The sequence below is a fragment of the Clostridium sp. AM43-3BH genome (genome assembly GCF_003479985.1).
Lineage (GTDB): Bacteria > Bacillota > Clostridia > Lachnospirales > Lachnospiraceae > Otoolea > Otoolea fessa.
On the sequence record NZ_QUIH01000006.1, the window covers coordinates 84,045 to 102,201 of the forward strand.

Annotated in this window: 18 protein-coding genes; 3 read left to right on the top strand and 15 right to left on the bottom strand. The window is 50.3% G+C overall.

Translation table 11 applies throughout. The features are described from left to right. Window positions 1-9: 9 nt before the first annotated feature. The gene (locus DW931_RS10665) at window positions 10-1,590 is read right to left on the bottom strand and encodes an ABC transporter ATP-binding protein (protein ID WP_117796861.1); all 1,581 of its coding nucleotides are present in this window, start codon (window positions 1,588-1,590) and stop codon (window positions 10-12) included. 199 nt (window positions 1,591-1,789) lie between these two features. On the opposite strand from DW931_RS10665, the gene DW931_RS10670 reads away from it, so the two are divergent. From DW931_RS10670 to DW931_RS16490, 3 genes are all read left to right on the top strand, one after another. Next, window positions 1,790-2,254, top strand: a complete 465-nt coding sequence (locus tag DW931_RS10670) for a methylglyoxal synthase (RefSeq protein ID WP_117796860.1) — start codon at window positions 1,790-1,792, stop codon at window positions 2,252-2,254. An 87-nt stretch (window positions 2,255-2,341) separates the two neighbouring features. Continuing rightward, the gene (locus DW931_RS10675) at window positions 2,342-3,655 is read left to right on the top strand and encodes an MATE family efflux transporter (protein WP_118481828.1); all 1,314 of its coding nucleotides are present in this window, start codon (window positions 2,342-2,344) and stop codon (window positions 3,653-3,655) included. Between the two features lie 274 nt (window positions 3,656-3,929). Continuing rightward, window positions 3,930-4,091 (top strand): hypothetical protein, encoded by a 162-nt coding sequence (locus DW931_RS16490; protein ID WP_338108853.1) that lies wholly within the window; start codon window positions 3,930-3,932, stop codon window positions 4,089-4,091. A 134-nt stretch (window positions 4,092-4,225) separates the two neighbouring features. Here the strand turns inward: DW931_RS16490 and DW931_RS10690 are convergent, their stop codons facing one another. From DW931_RS10690 to DW931_RS10755, 14 genes are all read right to left on the bottom strand, one after another. After that, complete coding sequence (locus tag DW931_RS10690; protein ID WP_107000704.1) at window positions 4,226-4,432, bottom strand: hypothetical protein; 207 nt, start codon at window positions 4,430-4,432, stop codon at window positions 4,226-4,228. A 436-nt stretch (window positions 4,433-4,868) separates the two neighbouring features. Then, entirely contained in the window at window positions 4,869-5,147 is a 279-nt protein-coding gene (locus tag DW931_RS10695) for a helix-turn-helix transcriptional regulator (protein ID WP_107000705.1), read from the bottom strand. A gap of 17 nt (window positions 5,148-5,164) precedes the next feature. Further along, on the bottom strand, window positions 5,165-6,295 hold the full coding sequence (locus tag DW931_RS10700) for a type II toxin-antitoxin system HipA family toxin (RefSeq protein WP_107000706.1): 1,131 nt from the start codon (window positions 6,293-6,295) through the stop codon (window positions 5,165-5,167). A 364-nt stretch (window positions 6,296-6,659) separates the two neighbouring features. Then, a complete protein-coding gene (locus DW931_RS10705; RefSeq protein WP_181357195.1) occupies window positions 6,660-7,796 on the bottom strand; it encodes a hypothetical protein in 1,137 nt (378 codons plus the stop codon). Between the two features lie 116 nt (window positions 7,797-7,912). Further along, the gene (locus DW931_RS10710; protein ID WP_107000708.1) at window positions 7,913-9,319 is read right to left on the bottom strand and encodes an MBOAT family O-acyltransferase; all 1,407 of its coding nucleotides are present in this window, start codon (window positions 9,317-9,319) and stop codon (window positions 7,913-7,915) included. Between the two features lie 137 nt (window positions 9,320-9,456). After that, a complete protein-coding gene (locus DW931_RS10715) occupies window positions 9,457-10,272 on the bottom strand; it encodes an ABC transporter permease (RefSeq protein ID WP_022360049.1) in 816 nt (271 codons plus the stop codon). Window positions 10,273-10,290: 18 nt separating this feature from the next. Beyond that, the gene (gene rfbC / locus DW931_RS10720) at window positions 10,291-10,845 is read right to left on the bottom strand and encodes a dTDP-4-dehydrorhamnose 3,5-epimerase (RefSeq protein WP_022360048.1); all 555 of its coding nucleotides are present in this window, start codon (window positions 10,843-10,845) and stop codon (window positions 10,291-10,293) included. Window positions 10,846-10,935: 90 nt separating this feature from the next. After that, on the bottom strand, window positions 10,936-11,319 hold the full coding sequence (locus tag DW931_RS10725) for a DUF2304 domain-containing protein (protein ID WP_107000709.1): 384 nt from the start codon (window positions 11,317-11,319) through the stop codon (window positions 10,936-10,938). Between the two features lie 4 nt (window positions 11,320-11,323). Further along, window positions 11,324-12,061, bottom strand: coding sequence for a glycosyltransferase family 2 protein (locus tag DW931_RS10730; RefSeq protein WP_107000710.1), 738 nt, complete (start codon window positions 12,059-12,061; stop codon window positions 11,324-11,326). Then, window positions 12,051-13,001 carry a glycosyltransferase gene (locus DW931_RS10735; RefSeq protein WP_107000711.1) on the bottom strand — a complete coding sequence of 317 codons (951 nt, stop codon included), beginning with the start codon at window positions 12,999-13,001 and terminating at the stop codon, window positions 12,051-12,053. Before DW931_RS10735 ends, DW931_RS10730 begins: the two co-directional genes overlap by 11 nt. Continuing rightward, window positions 12,998-13,873 (bottom strand): glycosyltransferase family A protein, encoded by an 876-nt coding sequence (locus DW931_RS10740; protein WP_338108854.1) that lies wholly within the window; start codon window positions 13,871-13,873, stop codon window positions 12,998-13,000. Before DW931_RS10740 ends, DW931_RS10735 begins: the two co-directional genes overlap by 4 nt. Before the next feature lie 230 nt (window positions 13,874-14,103). After that, window positions 14,104-16,164 carry a DUF2142 domain-containing protein gene (locus DW931_RS10745; RefSeq protein WP_107000712.1) on the bottom strand — a complete coding sequence of 687 codons (2,061 nt, stop codon included), beginning with the start codon at window positions 16,162-16,164 and terminating at the stop codon, window positions 14,104-14,106. Window positions 16,165-16,292: 128 nt separating this feature from the next. After that, complete coding sequence (locus tag DW931_RS10750; RefSeq protein ID WP_022360042.1) at window positions 16,293-17,012, bottom strand: phosphocholine cytidylyltransferase family protein; 720 nt, start codon at window positions 17,010-17,012, stop codon at window positions 16,293-16,295. After that, the gene (locus tag DW931_RS10755; protein WP_107000713.1) at window positions 17,009-18,100 is read right to left on the bottom strand and encodes an aminotransferase class V-fold PLP-dependent enzyme; all 1,092 of its coding nucleotides are present in this window, start codon (window positions 18,098-18,100) and stop codon (window positions 17,009-17,011) included. Before DW931_RS10755 ends, DW931_RS10750 begins: the two co-directional genes overlap by 4 nt. Between the last annotated feature and the right edge of the window lie 57 nt (window positions 18,101-18,157).

The window sequence follows — 18,157 nt, forward strand, 5'->3', positions numbered from 1 at the left end:
CTCCTTTTATCATGCCTGCAGATCTTCCTGTGCCGCCTCATCCGCACTAAGCGACTCCGCCTGCTTCGCTGCCTCTCCGGCCGGCGATAACCTGACCGCTACATCCGGCTCCATGTCGTAGACACCGACCGTGTTCTTATTAGAAATAACGGTAATATTTGCCACATCGTAGAGACGGTGGTACACCACGTGCTCGCCGCCTTCAAATCCGGTACAGCTCATGGACAGCAGGTATTCGCCGCCCTGCAGAGTCATCTTCTGCGTAAACGCGACATCGTAAATATCGCCCTCCTTGACCGGATGGACATCCGTTCCCTCAAACAGGGTGTTCGTGCCGGTCAGGTCGGTTCCTTTCTTATCCTTGATCGTATAAGTAAAGATCGGTGCCTGAATCGGTGCATTGAAACGGATGCGCTCGCGGATGGTAAACTCTTCGCCTTTTAAGAGCAGGTTAGTGATATTGCCGCGCGCGTCCACCAGTCCCAGATCGAAGATCTGCGCCCTTCCGTCGCCGTACTCCTCGCGGTTTGCGTTGATCGTCAGCTTGTCGCGCATTAAGCCCGGCTTTTTCGCCGTTTCTCCGTTCAAAGCAGCCGGATTTCCGGTGCCGTCCGATGCTGAAGCGACTCCATTTTCTGCGGTGCCATCCACTGCCCCGGAGCCGTTTATATTTCCGGCATCGTTATTTCCAGCCTCATTTCCAGATGCACCATTCTCCGCACTTCCGGCTCCTGCTTTCTCCGCTTTTACTACCTTGTCCCCGGAAAAATCGTTCATCACTTCCAGCTCGGCGCGCAGCGCGTCCATCTGTCCTGCCAGAATCTTTTTGTAGAGATCGACCATCTTGCCCGCCGAACCCTGTGCGATAAATTCTCCCTTATTGAGCAGCACTACCTTATCGCAGTATTTGATGATACTTCCCATATCATGGGTTACCATGATGATCGTCGTGCCGTTTTTGCGGATCTCCTCCATGCGGCGGTAGCACTTGGACTGGAAAAAGACATCCCCGACCGAGAGCGCCTCATCAACGATCAGGATCTCCGGCTCGACGTTGATCGCAAGCGCAAATGCCAGACGCACGAACATACCGCTCGAGTACGTCTTGACCGGCTGATAGACGAAATCGCCAATCTCGGCAAAATCGAGAATCTCCGGCAGCTTTGCATCCATCTCTTTTTTGGTATATCCCATCATAGTACCGTTCATATAGATATTTTCGATACCGGTGTAGTCCTGGTTAAATCCGGCTCCCAGCTCCAGCAGCGCCGAAATTTTGCCGCGCACCGTCACCTCGCCGGTCGTCGGCGTGAGAACGCCGGTAATGATCTTAAGGATCGTCGATTTACCCGAACCATTCGTACCGATGATGCCGACCGTCTGACCTTTTTCAACCGTAAAGGAAAGATCGCTCAACGCGTAGAAATCCTTGTGGTATTCTTTATGGCTGACGCTCAGCGATTCTTTCAGCCGGTCGATCGGTTTATCATACAGCCTGTATATCTTGGTCACATTTTTCACTTCGACCGCGTACTTCTCTGCGTTCTCCGCCTCTTGTGCCCCTGTGTTTGTTGTATTTTCAGCAGACATATATCTTTTTCGTTCCTCCTGTTCCACTATTCTCGTAGTATAGCATGTTTTCTATGTTTCTTGCAATTCCTGTACGCAGAAAAACACACCTCTTTCTATGTACTCACGAAAAACATTCGTATTTTTTTGTGAAATGTTTTGTATTTTCTTGACAATATCCAGATGCTATGCAAAAATCATGGCAAAGGAGGATGATTCTATGGATTTTTTAACAATGACAATTCGAAAACAAAAAAATATTGCACTCATCGCACACGACAATAAAAAACGTGAACTCATCGACTGGTGTGAGGCGAACAAAGAGATCCTCAAAAAACATTTCTTATGCGGAACCGGCACAACCGCCCGCATGATTACGGAATATACCGGGCTTCCGGTCAAGGGCTATAACAGCGGTCCTCTGGGCGGCGACCAGCAGATCGGTGCAAAAGTCGTCGAGGGACAGGTTGATTTTATCATCTTCTTCTCCGATCCCCTGACCGCCCAGCCGCACGATCCGGATGTCAAGGCGCTTCTTCGAATCGCCCAGGTTTACGATATCCCGATCGCCAACAATAAAGCGACTGCCGATTTTATGATTACCTCGCCGCTGATGGATGAGGAGTATGAGCATGACATCATCAACTTCCATCAGAATATTAAAGAGCGGGCCAAGAAGCTGTAAAAAAACACATTCTCCCTTGTATTTATTTCCATTCTTCGGTACAATGGTCGTTACCGTTTATGAGAATACATACAAGGGAGATTTTTTATGTTACAGAAATTTTTTAAATACATTTTCCAAAGCATGGCGGGCATGCTGGGAATTTCCGTCTACATCCTCGCAGACACCTATTTTATCTCGGTCTACTCCGGTGCAGATGGTCTGGCGGTCTTAAATCTGATTTTACCGGTTTACGGACTGATCTATGCGATTGGAGCAATGATCGGGATCGGATCGGCGACCCGTTATGCGATCGACCGTGCGCAGGGCAAAAACGCCAGCTTCTATTTTCTCTCCGCCGTAACCTGGGATATTCTCATCAGCATTCCGCTGGTGCTGGCAGGCATTTTCATCCCGGATAAAATCTTGCAGCTTCTCGGCGCAGACGCGGGGCTGACCGCGCTCGGAAAGCAGTATCTCCGCATTATTCTGGCTGCCTCGCCTTTTTTTATGTCCAACTACGCATTCACGGCGTTTGCGCGCAATGACAGCGCTCCGGCGATCGCGATGCTCGGCTCCATCGCCGGAAGTATGTTCAACATCGTGTTTGACTACATCTTCATGTTTCCGGCAGGTCTGGGACTGACCGGCGCGGCGTTAGCGACGGCATTCTGCCCGCTTGTGACGATGAGCATCTGCGGCACGCACTACCTGGGAAAACACAATCAGGTCGGATTCCGTTTTCGCGCTCCATCCCTGCGCCACCTGATCGCCTGCTGCCAGCTCGGCGTATCCGCCTTTGTCGGCGAAATATCCTCCGCCGTGATCGCGATCGTCTTTAATTTCCTGCTTCTGGGACTCGCCGGAAATATCGGTGTCGCCGCTTACGGCGTCACTGCCAATCTCTCCGTCGTTGCCATGTGCCTGTTCAACGGACTCGCGCAGGGCACGCAGCCGCTCATCAGCGAAAGCTACGGAAAAGGCGATCACACGCAGAGCCGCCAGTTCCTGACCTGGGGCGTCATCGCCTGCCTGATCGTGGAAGCGATCATTCTGGTGCTGACCTGGAGCATGACCGATCCACTGATCCAGATCTTCAACCAGGAGCAGAACGCCGAACTTCTGCATTACGCCCACAGCGGGCTCCGGCTGTATTTCCTGGGCTTTCTCTTTGCTGGCATCAACATCCTGCTGGTTGCCTATTTTTCCGCCGTCGCGCAGCCAAAACCAGCCATCGCCGGTTCTCTGCTGCGCGGGGCCGTCGCTATCATCCCCTGCGCTGTCACACTGGCGCGCCTGTTTGGGCTGAACGGCGTCTGGCTGTCTTTCCTGGCGTCGGAAATGATCACTTTCTTCGCTATTTTGCTGCTGGCAAGGCTGGGACATACTTCCAAAGAATCACATAATTTTAAAAAAATTTAATTTTTTCTCAAAAAATATTTGACACTTTACATCATCATAGTATATTGATGAAAAATCGAACACACCAAAACCGTTGAAGCGGAGATCAAAGCAGCATATGCGCGCACAGAGAGTCCGGGAGGCTGAGAACCGGGTCGAGATGCAGGCTGCCAAATGGACCTCTGAGGGCGCAGCCAAAAGCTGGATATATTTTCAGCCTAGTACTCTGCGACGTAGGGCTTATGTTAGTTGCCGGAGATATGCAGGTATCTCGCAAAGCGCATGGAATCACTCCATGAATCAAGGTGGCACCGGCGTCCGGAGTGAGATCACGACCGATATCGGCGCGATGGTAAATCTGATAAAAGAAGAAAGCGATATCCCGTGTGCCGTATGTGGCAGAATACGTGAAATCAATGAAAAACGCGATTCGGTAAAAAAAGAAAACCGTCTGTAAAAGAATCTTTCATTCTTTCTCAGACGGTTTTCTTTTTCTGGCTTCAGAAGCCTTGTTCTGTCGTAAATGCTTTAGGTTGGTGGTAACTCATCCAATTCTGCCGGATGGTTATAAGCTTGCGAGCAGATTATCCATTACATTTCGCACAGAAACTCTTTTTCTACTTCTGCCTCAGACTCGGTATAACCTAACTGTGCAGCTAAACGATGTACCAGTACCGGCATTGCTTCCTGCTCTAAGGACTCGGAAACTACATGCTTTTCTGCTGGTGTGTTGTAATATGCCTGATATAAATTCTCCTGATATAAACCGTTATTGAATGTTCTTGTTGCTTTCATCATGATAATTACCTCCATCAAATAAAATTATATTTTTTCATATGATAGGCGGAAATCCATTGCAATATTCTTATGATACTATTACGATATCCGTCTGTGAAAATCTCTTGTTTCTTTCGATGGCAATAATATAACACTGTCAAACAAAAAGTACCATCCCCGGAAGTGGTATAAACTTATAAGTCATTTGCAATTATATAAACATAAGTTAATATATGTAATAAGTACCAATTTTGACACCCTGACTATGTACAAAAGTTACAAAAACAGCCATACTTGAAATATAAACAAAAACGTCCGGCGGCGATTTGCGGATTTGTGCATCCCGCCTAAAAAAGAATGTACCTTGGCTCATTCGGGCGTCTCGCGCGGTCGCCTGCGAACGGTTCTGGCAGGGCTACGCGGATGGGTGCTGCCTACACAATGCGTGAACGGTGGCTTAACGGGATTCGCGGATTACCTCCTCAATATTTTTGTACGGAACCCGCGTAAAAAGCCCCCGCAGCTCTTCCGCCAAATCCAGTGCCATCGCGATTTTTGTGAGTGACAAAAGGGAAATCTGCCCCGTCGCCTCAAATCGCTTAATTGAGCCATAACTCACCCCACTCATGTCCGCCAGTCTCTGCTGTGAAATAGCGCGGCGTTTCCGGATGTTACGCAGCCGTGATGCCAGTTTCTGATCCAGTTCATCTGCAGTTTCCCAGATAAGTGCTTCCATATTGCTCTCCTGCCTCTCTAAAGATAATGACCTAACATGTCCTGCACACATGTACGAATCTGTTTTATCATTTCCATGCATCTCGTTTTTTTCATTCCGGCTGCAAGCCCAACTGCAAGCAGCTCCTTCTCACCCGGATTTCGTCCATTGCCATCTACGCTGGTCGTATGTTCCCCATAATATGTGTTGCTGTACGTCAGATCATACGCTGGTCCCAGGCGCCATTGCTCTTCCTCCTCCCGATATATATAAGTAAAATTCTTTGAATGATCATCCCGGTTGTGGGCAAACACATTAAAACACATACGGCGGAACATGTTTTCTATATCTTCTGCCTTCCCATTCGTCAATATTTTCGTTAATTTCATCAATTGATGGTAATCCAGACTTGGCTGTTCAAAATCCAGTTCTAATAACGCCGCTGCCGTCAGCATATGAACCCGCTTTACCATCCCATTTTCTATTTCCCGATCAAATCGTCTGGTTCCAAAATATCCTTTGCATCGCCTTGAGGGAAACAATCTCGATTCACTCATGACAATTCCGCACTGTTTTGCACAGCACGCATAGTCATACTCCATCTTCCCTGCATCTTTTCCATCTATATGTGCCGGAAATTTAATCAGCCAGTCCTCTCCCTGAATCTGCGTCATGATTTTTGGGCGCGCACCTCCGCTTGTACCGCCCAGCCGGTACAGTTCATCCAATTTGTCCGAGTATTCGGTATTTAATATTTTCTGGCAGGCCTCCGCAAGTTCGTCCAGATTATCATTTTTCTCCTCAACCGAAAGTTCCCGCTGCGGACGATAGGTCAACGCCCCCATCCCAGATCTTCCCACAACCGCCAGCCGGTCTAACACTGTCCAATCGTCTGGCTGCTGCTTATGCGCCAGCAAAAGACGCCGCAAAAGCAGGCGCCCCCACGCATCTGGCAGGCTATCCGCAAACACCCCAAACAAACCTTCAAAATAATCCTTATTTGGAATAAACACCTGCTTTTTCAAAGGCAGTGAAAACGGACTGATCGAAAATCCCTCTTCCAGCCATGCATCATCATACTCAAATGCCACCTTGTGATTCGCTGTTAATGCAAGAGTTCCTACCAGTCTGTCTTCATACATAACCTGAAGTTTCTTTCCTGTCTCCATCCGCCCTATCCTTTCTCCTTTATTATCCCATAAACACAAACTTTAGGGAAATTCTATTTTAATTTTTTCCATTTAAATCATGGATAATATATTATCCATTAATGCTATTTTTTATTTGTTTTGTATAATATATTATCCATTTATTTTAATCTATCCACCCCTGATTTTCAAGCCTTCTACCTTCGCTTTTCAAAATTTCCCTCTTTACATCCTCTTCCATTTTTTTATAATAACCCTCGCGCAACAAAATATGGAATCAAGAGGCATAAAAAAAGAATCACCCGAACTAGCACTTTACGAGTGATTCTTTTTATTTAGTTTTAAAAAAACTTTGCATCCCCCTTCCGCCCGGACATCCGGCACCTTACCCGTCCTTCTCCGGCACCTCATCCCGCCAGACAACCGTCTCCACATCCTCAAACAGCTCCTGGTTGCGCTCGACCGTCAGATAGACAAAATCATCCGGCTGGTATTCATCCAGAAGCGCCTCCGTGTATGTGTCAAAGGTCGCAAACACCGTTTTCCGGTATAGCTTCGGCATAAAATATTTAAGGTTCTGGCTAAAGGAATCGCCTACCACCAGAAGTGTTTTATCATTCGGCGAATCCGACTCAAATACTGCAAAGCTGTTGTCCTCGTTCATATCCACCGTCGTAGCCGTCACCTCCGGCAGATAATTCTGAATCACATATTCGGTATCGTCGCTGTACTCTGCTGCCATGTTAAGCATCCGCGCCAGGTCTCCGGACGCCGGTCCTGCCGCCTCAATCGAGACTGCACTGAGCGGTGTAGAGGTTCCAAGCAAAGTCTGTGCAATCTGCTGGCTTCCGATAAAAGAGCCGATCTGGTTCCAGTGCGTATCATATTTGTAATAAAGCTGATACGTGTCCGCCTCTTTCAGAAGCTCCGGCTTCATGTCATACACCGGAAGTCCCTGCGCCGCAAGCTCCGGGAGCGCCGCATCCAGACGCGACTCACTTCCGTATACCCGGACCGAATCCGGCATATATTCCGCATAGACACTTTCCTTGTTGGGTGCCTCAAACATCACAAACCGGATGCCGCGCTCTTTCATTTTCTCGTTTACCGAGGTAATCGCGTCCGCCAGCGCTGTTTTCTCATCCGCCGTATAGAGATTTGTCCGCTGATAATCCGCCAGCGCATCCTCGCCGTCCTCCGAAACGGTGTAAAACAGCCAGTTTTCTTTTCCGACCGTCACATCCGAAATCGAGCTTTCATTTAAAAGCTCCAGATCCAGCTTTGTCTTCGCCTTGACAAACAGATTTTTAAACGGAACATGGTCGTTGTAATACGCTTCAAATTCCGTCGGAATATTGTCAAAATTGGCAGCCGACAGTTCCGGAAAGGATGCCAATTCCCTGTTTTCATAATTCTGCTGGTCCAGATGGCTCCTAACCGCCGGATAGACAAGCGTCGGCAGCACCAGGCTCGCCGCAAAGGAACCAATCAGAAGTATTTTTGTCCCTGTCTCTCGATTCATATCTCTCGTTTTCTTCTCCCTGCATGAATCCATCTTTCTGTACTTTCACGCCCTGCCGCCCATGCTTTCATTTTTATGTTCTCATCGCACAGGCAAGCATGCTTTCTACACTGCTTTTAAAAACGGAAATAAATAAATGGATTGTATGTATTGTTGACAAGCAGCAAAATGGAAAACCACAGGATCGCCATGTAGCCGATCCAGCTTGCGACCGTCACCGAGCCATCCTGCGCCAGCACGCGCCCTTTCCATTTCATCCAAAACCACTGCACCGGACCACATGCCAGCAGCGCCGCCGCCAGAAACATCCAGAGTTTCCGGTTCATGTAGCGTTCCATCAAAACGACTGCGCTGTGCGGCACAAACATATACCGGATAAAGGAAAATGCCTGCCCGATCGTGTCCGCGCGGAAGAAAATCCAGCCGATCAGCACGACAAACACCGCATAGATATGCGCCAACGGCCGGAATTTCTCCTGCTTCAGCCATTTTCCCAGAAAACAGCGCTCCAGCACGTTGAAAAAGCCATGGTAAATGCCCCAGAAAATGAACGTCCAGCCCGCTCCGTGCCAGATGCCGGTCAGCAGAAAGACCGTCCAAAGGTTGACATACGTCCGCGCCGTGCCCCTCCTGTTTCCGCCGAGCGGAATGTACACGTACTCTTTAAACCAGCTGGAGAGGGAAATATGCCATTTCCGCCAGAAATCCTGGATCGAAGTCGCTGTATACGGCAGCCGGAAGTTTTCAATAAATGTAAAGCCAAACATTTTTCCAAGCCCAATCGCCATGTCCGAATAGCCAGAAAAATCGAAATAAATCTGCAGCATATAGAGAAGCGCCGTCAGCCAGAGCATCGCCTGGCTCACATCCGCCGCCTGATACGCGTAGACCGCGTCCACCACCTCGGCAAAGGTATTTGCCAGGATGACCTTCTTTCCCAGACCGAAAATAAAGCGTTTCACGCCGTAAGAAAAGCCCTCCAGCGTGACGGTCCTGTTTTCGATCTGCTCCTCGATGTCATGGTATTTCACGATCGGTCCCGCTATGAGCTGCGGGAAGAAGGAAATATAAAGCATCATGTTGAACGGATTTTTCTGCGCCTGATTTTCGCCCCGGTACACATCCACCACGTAGGAAAGCGCCTGGAAGGTATAGAAGGAAATTCCGATCGGCAGCGTCACCTGAATCGCCGGAAGCGCTATATCAAACCCGCGAAGCAGCGGATTCAGCACCTCGGCGAGGAAATTGTAATATTTAAAATAGCCGAGGATCAGAAGATTGAGCGTCACGCAGAGCGCCAAAAGCCATCTCTTTTTCCCGAATTTCTCCACCAGACGCCCGAAACCGTAGTTGAGCAGAACCGAAAAAATCATGAGCACCACATACCGCGGTTCGCCCCAGGCATAGAAAAAGAGGCTGAATACGGTCAGGATGCCGTTTTTGAACGGTTTGGGGCTCACGTAGTAGAGGAGCAGGATGCAGGGGAGAAGAACCCATAGGAAGATGATTGAACTGAAAACCATTTTATGTAAACTCCTATTGATAAGTTGTCGCAGAAGGGAGCTGCCGGAGGCGGCACTGGCAGCTTCTCAGATTATCGTTGTTCGCATCTCGATAATCCAATAGCTGTCAACACCATCTACAGCAGCTCCCTTCCCATCTACAGTACGTCTGAGAAATGGGGACGAAGTTTTTTGAATACCTTCAGTCCTATTATCATCAAAATAAATGTTACCACCCAGAAATAAATCGTCATCGTCGGCCGCTCGAAGAACCAGCTTCCCGTAAGCATGCTGTCGCGGTAGCCTGCGGCGATGTAGTAGAATGGGTTAAGCTTGAATACCCACTCCAGCCAGGATGCGCGGCTGGTGAAGATTGCCTCGTCGTACATGATCGGGGTCAGCCACATGCCGAACTGGAGGCAGATGCCGACGATCTGCGCCATATCTTTAAAGAACACCTGCACGGCGCTGGTAAAATAGGTAAGCGCCAGTCCAAGCATCGACGCCGCAAAAGAATAGTATAACACCTGAATCCAGGTTGCAGACGGCATACGCCCGTCAATCAGGTACAGCCCTGCCATAATGATCAGGAAGCAGGCGTGTACCAGGAAACAGGAGATAAGCTTGATAACCGGAAGCATCTCCACCTGGAATACTACCTTTTTAACCAGATAATGGTACTCCTGCAGGCAGTTTGTGCCCGTATTTAAAATCTCGCTGAAATAAAACCACGGGATGATACCCGGCGTCAGCCAGATGACATAGGTCGCCCCCGGAACCGGCGGCGCATTTTTCATGCCATGTTCACCGAAGATGAACGCATAGATCGCGATCGTAACCATCGGCTGAATAAACATCCAGACAATTCCAAAGTACGAGCCGACAAAGCGCTTGCGGAAATCCGCCTTGGCAAGCTCGGTGACCAATTTTCTTTTTCCTATCAGTTCCCGAAACAGGGAAATCAGTTCCCGCATTCTATCCTAACTCCATTCTTAAAATTTGAATGCATCCCGGAAGCCGCCCCATTTCTGGTCTTTCTCCGAAATAATCAACTCCATGCCTTCCTCGATCGGCCACTCAACGCCAATCTCCGGATCGTTCCATGCCATACCGCCCTCATCGCCAGGATGATAAAAATCGGTACATTTGTATGCAAATTCTGCCTCATCGGACAGTACCAGGAAGCCGTGTGCAAATCCTTCCGGAATGTAGAACTGCTTCTTGTTCTCCGCGGAAAGAACCACGCCAAACCATTTTCCGTAGGTCTCAGAACCGGTACGAAGGTCTACCGCCACATCAAATACGGTACCGCGCACTGCACGCACCAGCTTGCCCTGCGGATACTGTTTCTGGTAATGAAGTCCGCGCAGAACGCCCTTGACAGACATGGACTGGTTGTCCTGTACAAATACCATGTCGAGTCCCGCCTCATGGAAATCGTTCTGATTGTATGTCTCCATAAAATAACCGCGCTCGTCCTTGAAAACAGTCGGTTCAATTACATAAAGTCCCTTGATGTCACATGGTGTTACTTTAATCTTTCCCATTTTTCTATCTCCTTCTTATGCAGGTATTTCAATTCATTTTTCAATACGTAACTGGCATCATCCTTTTCGGCTGTGCCATCTTTAACTATATCATTCGTTTTTCTGGCTGACAACCTTTTTTACAGATGTTTGTGCCTCTTTCCCCCGCTCATTTTCATCCAGCGCAATCTTCTGCGCCAGATCCTTGACCTTCGTCTCCAGCTGCGACTGTTTGATCGACATATGGAACATTTTCACAATCAGAAGGAAAATAACCGCCAGATAGATAAAATTGGCAGTCGTGTACGTTCCCGCCAGCTCCGCCAAAAGATCCGGCAGCCCCGGAAAGATACTGAACACAATGAGAATGGACGAGAATCCCAGCCAGAAAATCGAATCCTCGATCTGGAGTTTTGACTGCCGGATCTTCCGCATAATCATAAAGGTTGTCAGGATCGACACGACGATCAGGACAACTCTGAGTGTTGGCGTCATGGCGCTACCTCCTCTTTCTGAAATTCTGGATTAACAGAATCGAAATCAGCATTTTAAGCATATACCGCATCGCATTGACCGGTGTCAGGTAACTGACTCCCAGAATCCGTTCATCCATGATGACCGGCACCTCCGCCACCCGCGCGCCCTGGCGGATCAGGTAGGAAACGGTGTCCGGCTCCGGACCGTAGTTAAGCCCCGATGCAAATTCGCGGATCATGCGCTTGCTGAACATCCGCATTCCCGAGGTCGGATCCTTGATATTGACACCAGTTGTGAAGCGGATCGCCATCTCGATCAGATTACTTCCAAGCATCCGCATCGTAAATGGCTTTTTCTCCCCGACAAACCGGGAACCGATGACGATATCGTAACCTTCTTCCATTTTCTTGATCATGGATTCCAGATACTCCGGACGGTGCTGTCCGTCTCCATCGAGCTGGACCGCATATTGATATCCGTACTTGTCGGCATATTTAAGTCCCGCCTGAAATGCTCCCGCCAGTCCCAGATTGACCGGAAGGTTCAACAGATTATATCCATTTCTCTGGCAGATCGCCGCCGTCTCATCGCGCGATCCGTCATTGACGACCACATAATCATACTGCGGAAAATTGGCAGTCAGATGGTTCACAACCCGCTCTATATTTTCGGCTTCGTTGTACGCCGGTATGACTATCAAAAGTTCGGCTTTTTCCGCCCCAGAAGCTTCTTCTGTGGACAATAACGCCTTATCTTCCATCGCCCGCTTCTCCTTCCCAGTATGCCGGATTCATCGTCAGGCTTCGAATCAGCCCCTCCGGCAGCTTTTTATAATGCTTTCCCAGCCAGTACCCGGCATATTTACTTCCGCTCGCCATCACAAGCTGCGGCAGAAGAAGCACATGACCATTTTCCACCAGCCATTTCGCTGTTTTCTTCACCAGACGGATTCCCTCGCCCTCCGAATGAAGGCGCCCAAACACCTCAGGGTGATCCGCCTGCGATACGCCAAGGTCGAAATTCCGGTGCAGCTGCTGCATCGCCGTATAATTGTGGGAATGGATGACCTGCGCGTCCGCCGCGTAGGCAATCTGATACCCGGCTTCCACCGCGTGTCCGGCAAAAATCATATCCTCGTTGAAAATGGTTTTCTTCGTAAATCCGCCAAGCTTCAGGTAAATATTCCGCCGGTATGCCGCGCAGACATTGGAACAGAAATACGTCTTGATTCCCAGCTCGTCCTCGTCCTCTTTCCCTTTCAGACGGCTCACCGCCGGATAATTAAAGTCCCTCGTATACCGTTCAATCACACCGCAGTCCGCCGCCGGAAGCTGTCTCGCATATGCTGCCGCCACACGTTCCGAAGCATCCAGCGCCTCCAGAAGCTCTTTCACCAGATTCCGGTCATACGGCACGCAGTCGTGCGTCATGCAGATGCAGACATCCGCATCTGATTTCAAAATTCCCTCATGGCGCGTCCTTCCATGGTCAAATTCCGACTGGCGGATATGGCACACGGTCAGCTTCGTATCTTCCCCCTCAAATAAGGACTCAAACCGCTCAGCATCCCAGTACTTTTCTTCCGTATTCATGATGATCACACGGCCCACCGGCACACTCTGTTCCAACAGCCGCCGCAGAAGTTTTTCCAGCTTATCCCCCGGTTTGAACGTAGGTATAATCACATCGGCTTTTCTCATTTTTCGTACTCCTTATAGGCTTTTCTGTAAAAATGCATCAGAATCTTTACCATCCAGTCCGGCCACATTTTCCGGAACATCGCCATCTCATCCGCCGGGCGCCGGTTGTCCTCAATGCAGGCTTTCGTCGTCGCCGCCGCATGGACGCGGTAGGCAATCAGCGGTTTTTCTGAACAGATAAAACGCCCTTTTTTGCCCGCCAGCTCGTAAAGGTTGTCCCAGTCCAGCGCAAAATCATACTCCGAATGGAACATATCGTCCCCAATCTGTTCTTTATTGTACGTGCAGGACGGACAGCAGATCGAATTGCCAAACCAGACACTGCTCCGCTTGATCCATGTGCGGTTTGCCAGGAAACGAAGCCGCAGCGGCAGGCGCAGTATCTTTTTTACCAGCCAGACCATGTTAAATGGCTCCGGAATGGCTTTCATTTTTCCCTCTTTCTCCGTCATGCGGATCGTGAGATAATCGCTCGCAAACAGCAGCAGATCCGGATATTTCTTCCATGCCTTTAAAAGCTTTTCGGCATAATCGCTGCGGTATCGGTCGTCCTGATGGGCGATCGTGACGAAACGCCCCTGCGCCTTTCCATAGGCAAACATCCAGTCCTCACGGATATTGCTCGCCCCGTCCCGCACATAGAGCGGCACCTGATACCGCGCTGCCAGCTCCCGGATATAGCTGCTCGGCGTCGAGGTACAGCAGATCACCTCCGATTTGACCGTCTGTCTCGTCACCGAACGCAGACATTCTTCCAGATACGGCGAATCCTTGTATGCACAGACCGCAAATGTATGAATGATTTCCTGCTGCATCTCGTTCCCTTTCTCTCTCGCTCTTTCATGCCGCACTTCTGCCTTCTCGTTTTTCAAGAGCGGTACCTGCTTGAATTTATTTTTACCAGACTTATGATAGATTTTAACGTTTCAAACATCTTTGCCTGTTACTGTTCACGCATACGTGCCCAGTAACGGAATTTGCCGTGGCTTCGCATTTAAATACGGCAAATTCCTGCTACCACCACGTTTTCTTACGGCACTTTCGGTTCCAAAAGTGCCTACCCGTATACAGTAACCTTTGCCTTCTTCTAGCTTGCTTATGCTTACCGGCAGAACTTCATCCAGATATCCAGATAAACCGTTGCCGCCAGAATCAGCGCCGCCGCCCCTAACACCAGCGCATGATAGTTTTTATTCTCCATCCGCACCATCACCCGCTCCGGGTTTAAAACCAGCCAGACAAGCGGCAGAAATGGCAGGTAATAGCGCCCCTGTACGCCGTCGATATAGGTATTACCCGGTCTGGTAAATGCGATGTACATCGAAGTCCAGACCAGCACCGCCGTTCCCACGCAGAGTATAAATATCCACAGCTTCTGTTTTTTTGACAGACGTTTTCCACAGGATGACTGCCCGGCTGTGAGGATAACGGCCGCCGAACCAGCATACAGCGCCCACGGAAATGACATCGTTCCCGTGTGTCCCAGAAGCCCCAGGGAATTTTCGCCCAGCACATAGGACGGAAGCGTCCGGAACAGGTTGCACATCAGCACCCATGCATAGGCAAGCGGCTGTCCCAGAATGTATGCCATCTGCCCTTTCTCGCTGGTGCTGTCGCCTCTCGTATCCCCGATATCGCGCGGCGCGATCAGAACCGGCAGGATGAAAGATAACATCATCAGACCGCAGATCACGATAAATCCACCCTTCATCAGGTACATTTCCCGTTTAGAACGGAACTTTTCTGCCGGAATCATCAGTCCCAGCAGAATGAGCGGCGCATATACCGCCTTGACGCGGCAGCCCCATACAAAGGTAAGCACGATAAGCGCATACGCTTTCCAGTCCATTTTCCGCCCGCCAAGCGCCGCTTCCAGAATGCCCGCGAAAGACAGCCACAAAAATGCCGTGACGGTCGGGTCATAGGAATATGCCCCCGCCAGCATCATCGGCTCGGGCATCAGCGCCAGAAATGCCAGGATCGCCTTGCCGACCGGTGTCTTTTTGATGGCAAAATACAAAACTGCCGCATAGACATAGAGATTTCCCAGCCTCCCCAGCTTATACAGGATTCCAAATGGGATATGAAGCAGCCCTCCCGCTTTCAGCGCCAGCGCCGAACCCACATATCCAGTCATCGTCGTTTTGTTGAGATCCGTACTCCAGAGATGTTCACCGTGCCGGTAACCCGCATTCTGATTCAGATACGAAGTGAGCGCCGCCTGCTCGTCCCGACTCTCCGGCTGATTGTACGGCCAGGTATCTACGCCCGTCGTAAACTCCTGTAAAAGCGCCGGTTCCGCCTGCACCGGCGTCCGGTAATTTGCCATCCAGAATGCCTGCGCGAAATGCACTTCCTCATCCCAGCTCACCTTATTTGCCGGGAGCGACAGTGAAAATATTGTTCCAAACGTCAGGGAGATCAGCAGAAATCCAACCTCGATGCGCTTTGCCACGAAATCCCGGAAACAGAGAAGTGCGATCAAAACCGCCGCCGCACACCAGAAAAGTCCCAGCCGGTACCAGTTGATACCTGCCCGCGCCACCGTCGCAAACCCGGTCAGTGCAAGCGGCATCCCGCCAAAATTCATGTAGGAAAGCCCTTCTTCGTCTAGATCCTCCCGCGTAATCAGAAGATCCACGTAGTCCAGCTTCCCATTCACCGGAACCGAAGAAAATTTCAGCACCCGGCAGTTGCGGTCCATGACCATCTTTGCGTTGTGCTCCCGCTGCTCGCCATAGATGTTGCGGTAACCGAGGCGGACGGTAGCATTTAACAGACCATCGTAATCATAATGGTAAAGAAACTGGCTGACGTAGCTGCCGTCCAGTGGAATGTGAAGATAACCGCTTGCATCCGAAAGCTGCAGCACCTCTGTATTTTCCACCTGCCGCCTATTCTCTCCAATGGTTTGCCCCGGCTCTCCGGTGATTTCACCCAAACCGTTCTTTTCTGTCTCTACCCGCTCAAATCCGCTCACCTGCACCTCGTCCAGAGCGATCGTCCGCGTCGCCTGCCGCGTCCATCCATTTGCCCGGAGCGCCGGGAAATTGCAGACAAACTCGCCCAGAACACCCATCACAAAGACTGCCGCAAGCGCCAGAAGCAGCCGCAGCACATCTTTTTTCTCTATTCGATTGATAAAATGCCTGTTAAACTGCATCTGTACTTCTCCCTTATTTTTCCCGTTTAAATTCGGTAAATTTCTGCTGCCACCACGTTTTCTTACGGCACTTTCGGTTCCAAAAGTGCCTACCCGTGAACCGTGTTTTGTCTTTCAAATCAAGCGCTCTAGCGCACTATCTTCTCCACGCCCCTGTGTTCCAGGATGCGCTCATAATCCTCAATATAATCAACCTCCGCCCAGAAATGCCCGCTGACGTCCTCGACATAGACCGGCTGCTGCCCGGTCATGCTGTAAACAACATTTTCCCACCAGACGCCGTGCTCCTGGCGGTCGATCATCTCCTCCATCCGGCAGATAAATTCCGGCATAAATGCCGCTGAAAACCGTCCGATTCCGATGTACTCGCCCGTCACATCATCCCCGGTCAGCTCTTTTCCATATTTTTTCAAAATTCCATCTTCATAGAAGAACTTATAATCCGCTGTCTCCCGGCGGCTCTCGTCCGCAAACATCACCGGGCTCCTGCCCTGCGCGAGGATCCGGTCAAGCAATTTTTCCTCCAGGTATACGTCACCGTTCATGATCAGCAGATCGTCCCCTGTCAGGAACTCCTTCGCAAACCATGCAGACGCAATGCTGTTTGTCACATCGTAAAACGGGTTGTAGAAAAAGGAAACTCCCTTGTCTGCCAAGACCTCGCGGATTACCTGCGCCTCATAGCCCAGCACGATGCCGATATCCTGGATGCCGCGGGAATGAAGCAGGTCAATCGTGTACTCGATCAGGCACTGTCCGCCGCCGATATCCACCGTACATTTTGGTTTTCCCGACAGATAACGCGAGATCCGGGTTCCCCGTCCCGCTGCCAGAATCAATACTTTCACAGAAGTCCCCTCCTTTGCATATCTTTCCATGCCGCAATCAGGCTGTCATTGTCTTCCGGCGTCAATGCGCCGATATGACCGACACGGAACACCGTGTCGGCAAGCGCGCCGCCGTTCGGGCAGATCCAGATGCCGTATTCATCCTTCAAAATCTCAAAAATCCGATGCGCTGAGACCACTTTCCCCTCTTTGTCCACGCCCGTCGGGTGAAGCGGCGTCAATGCCGCCGAGAGAGAATTGGAAACGATCTCAAACGGAAGATCTTTTATTTTGCTTCGGAAATCCTCCGCCTGACAGCGGATCCGTGCCTGTTCTGCCTCAAGCCCTTTTTCCTCGATCATCGTCAGCCGTTTATGAAGCTGTAAAAGCACTCCGACCGCTGGTGTAAACGGCGTCTGCCCCCGCTCGCCATTTTTCAGATAGTCGCGCAGATCAAAATACATCGAGCGGACCGCCGTCTCCTGCACTCTCGCGATCGCACGCGCCCCCAGCACCAGAATCGAGAGTCCCGGCGGAAGTGCCAGCGCTTTCTGAGAACCGGTCAGCACCAGATCAACGCCCCATTTTCCCATCCAAAATGGATCGGCAAGAAACGAGCTGACCGCGTCAACCGCCAGAATCAGCTGGTTTCGTCTGCAAAAGTCCGAAATCAGCTCCATATCATAGAGAACGCCCGTGGAAGTCTCATGGACATTGACTAAAAATCCGGTAAATCCTTTTCCCTCATACGGTGCCAGGTCTTCTGCCCGAAGCGCCCGTCCGCTCTCCAGCTGGATCTCCTCATGAGGAACTTCATGGATCTCACAAATTTTCGCAAACCGCGCGCCAAAACTGCCGCCGTTTACGACCAGCACGCGGTCGCGCTCTGTAAAAAGGTTCATGACTGCCGCTTCCATCGCCGCCGTGCCCGAACCTGTCAGGAAAACCGCCCGTGCATCCTCAGGCGCCCCGGTGAACTGCTTCATCAGGCGCTCATTTTCCTTCATAATTGCAGAAAATTCCGGTGTGCGGAAATATGGCACTTCTTCCGCCCCGATCGCCCGGATTTCCTCGTCCATCTGAACCGGTCCTACCGCAAAATTAATCATACATTTCCTCCAAATCTATCTAATGTACTCTCGAAATCTTTCTGTGCTCGATTTTGT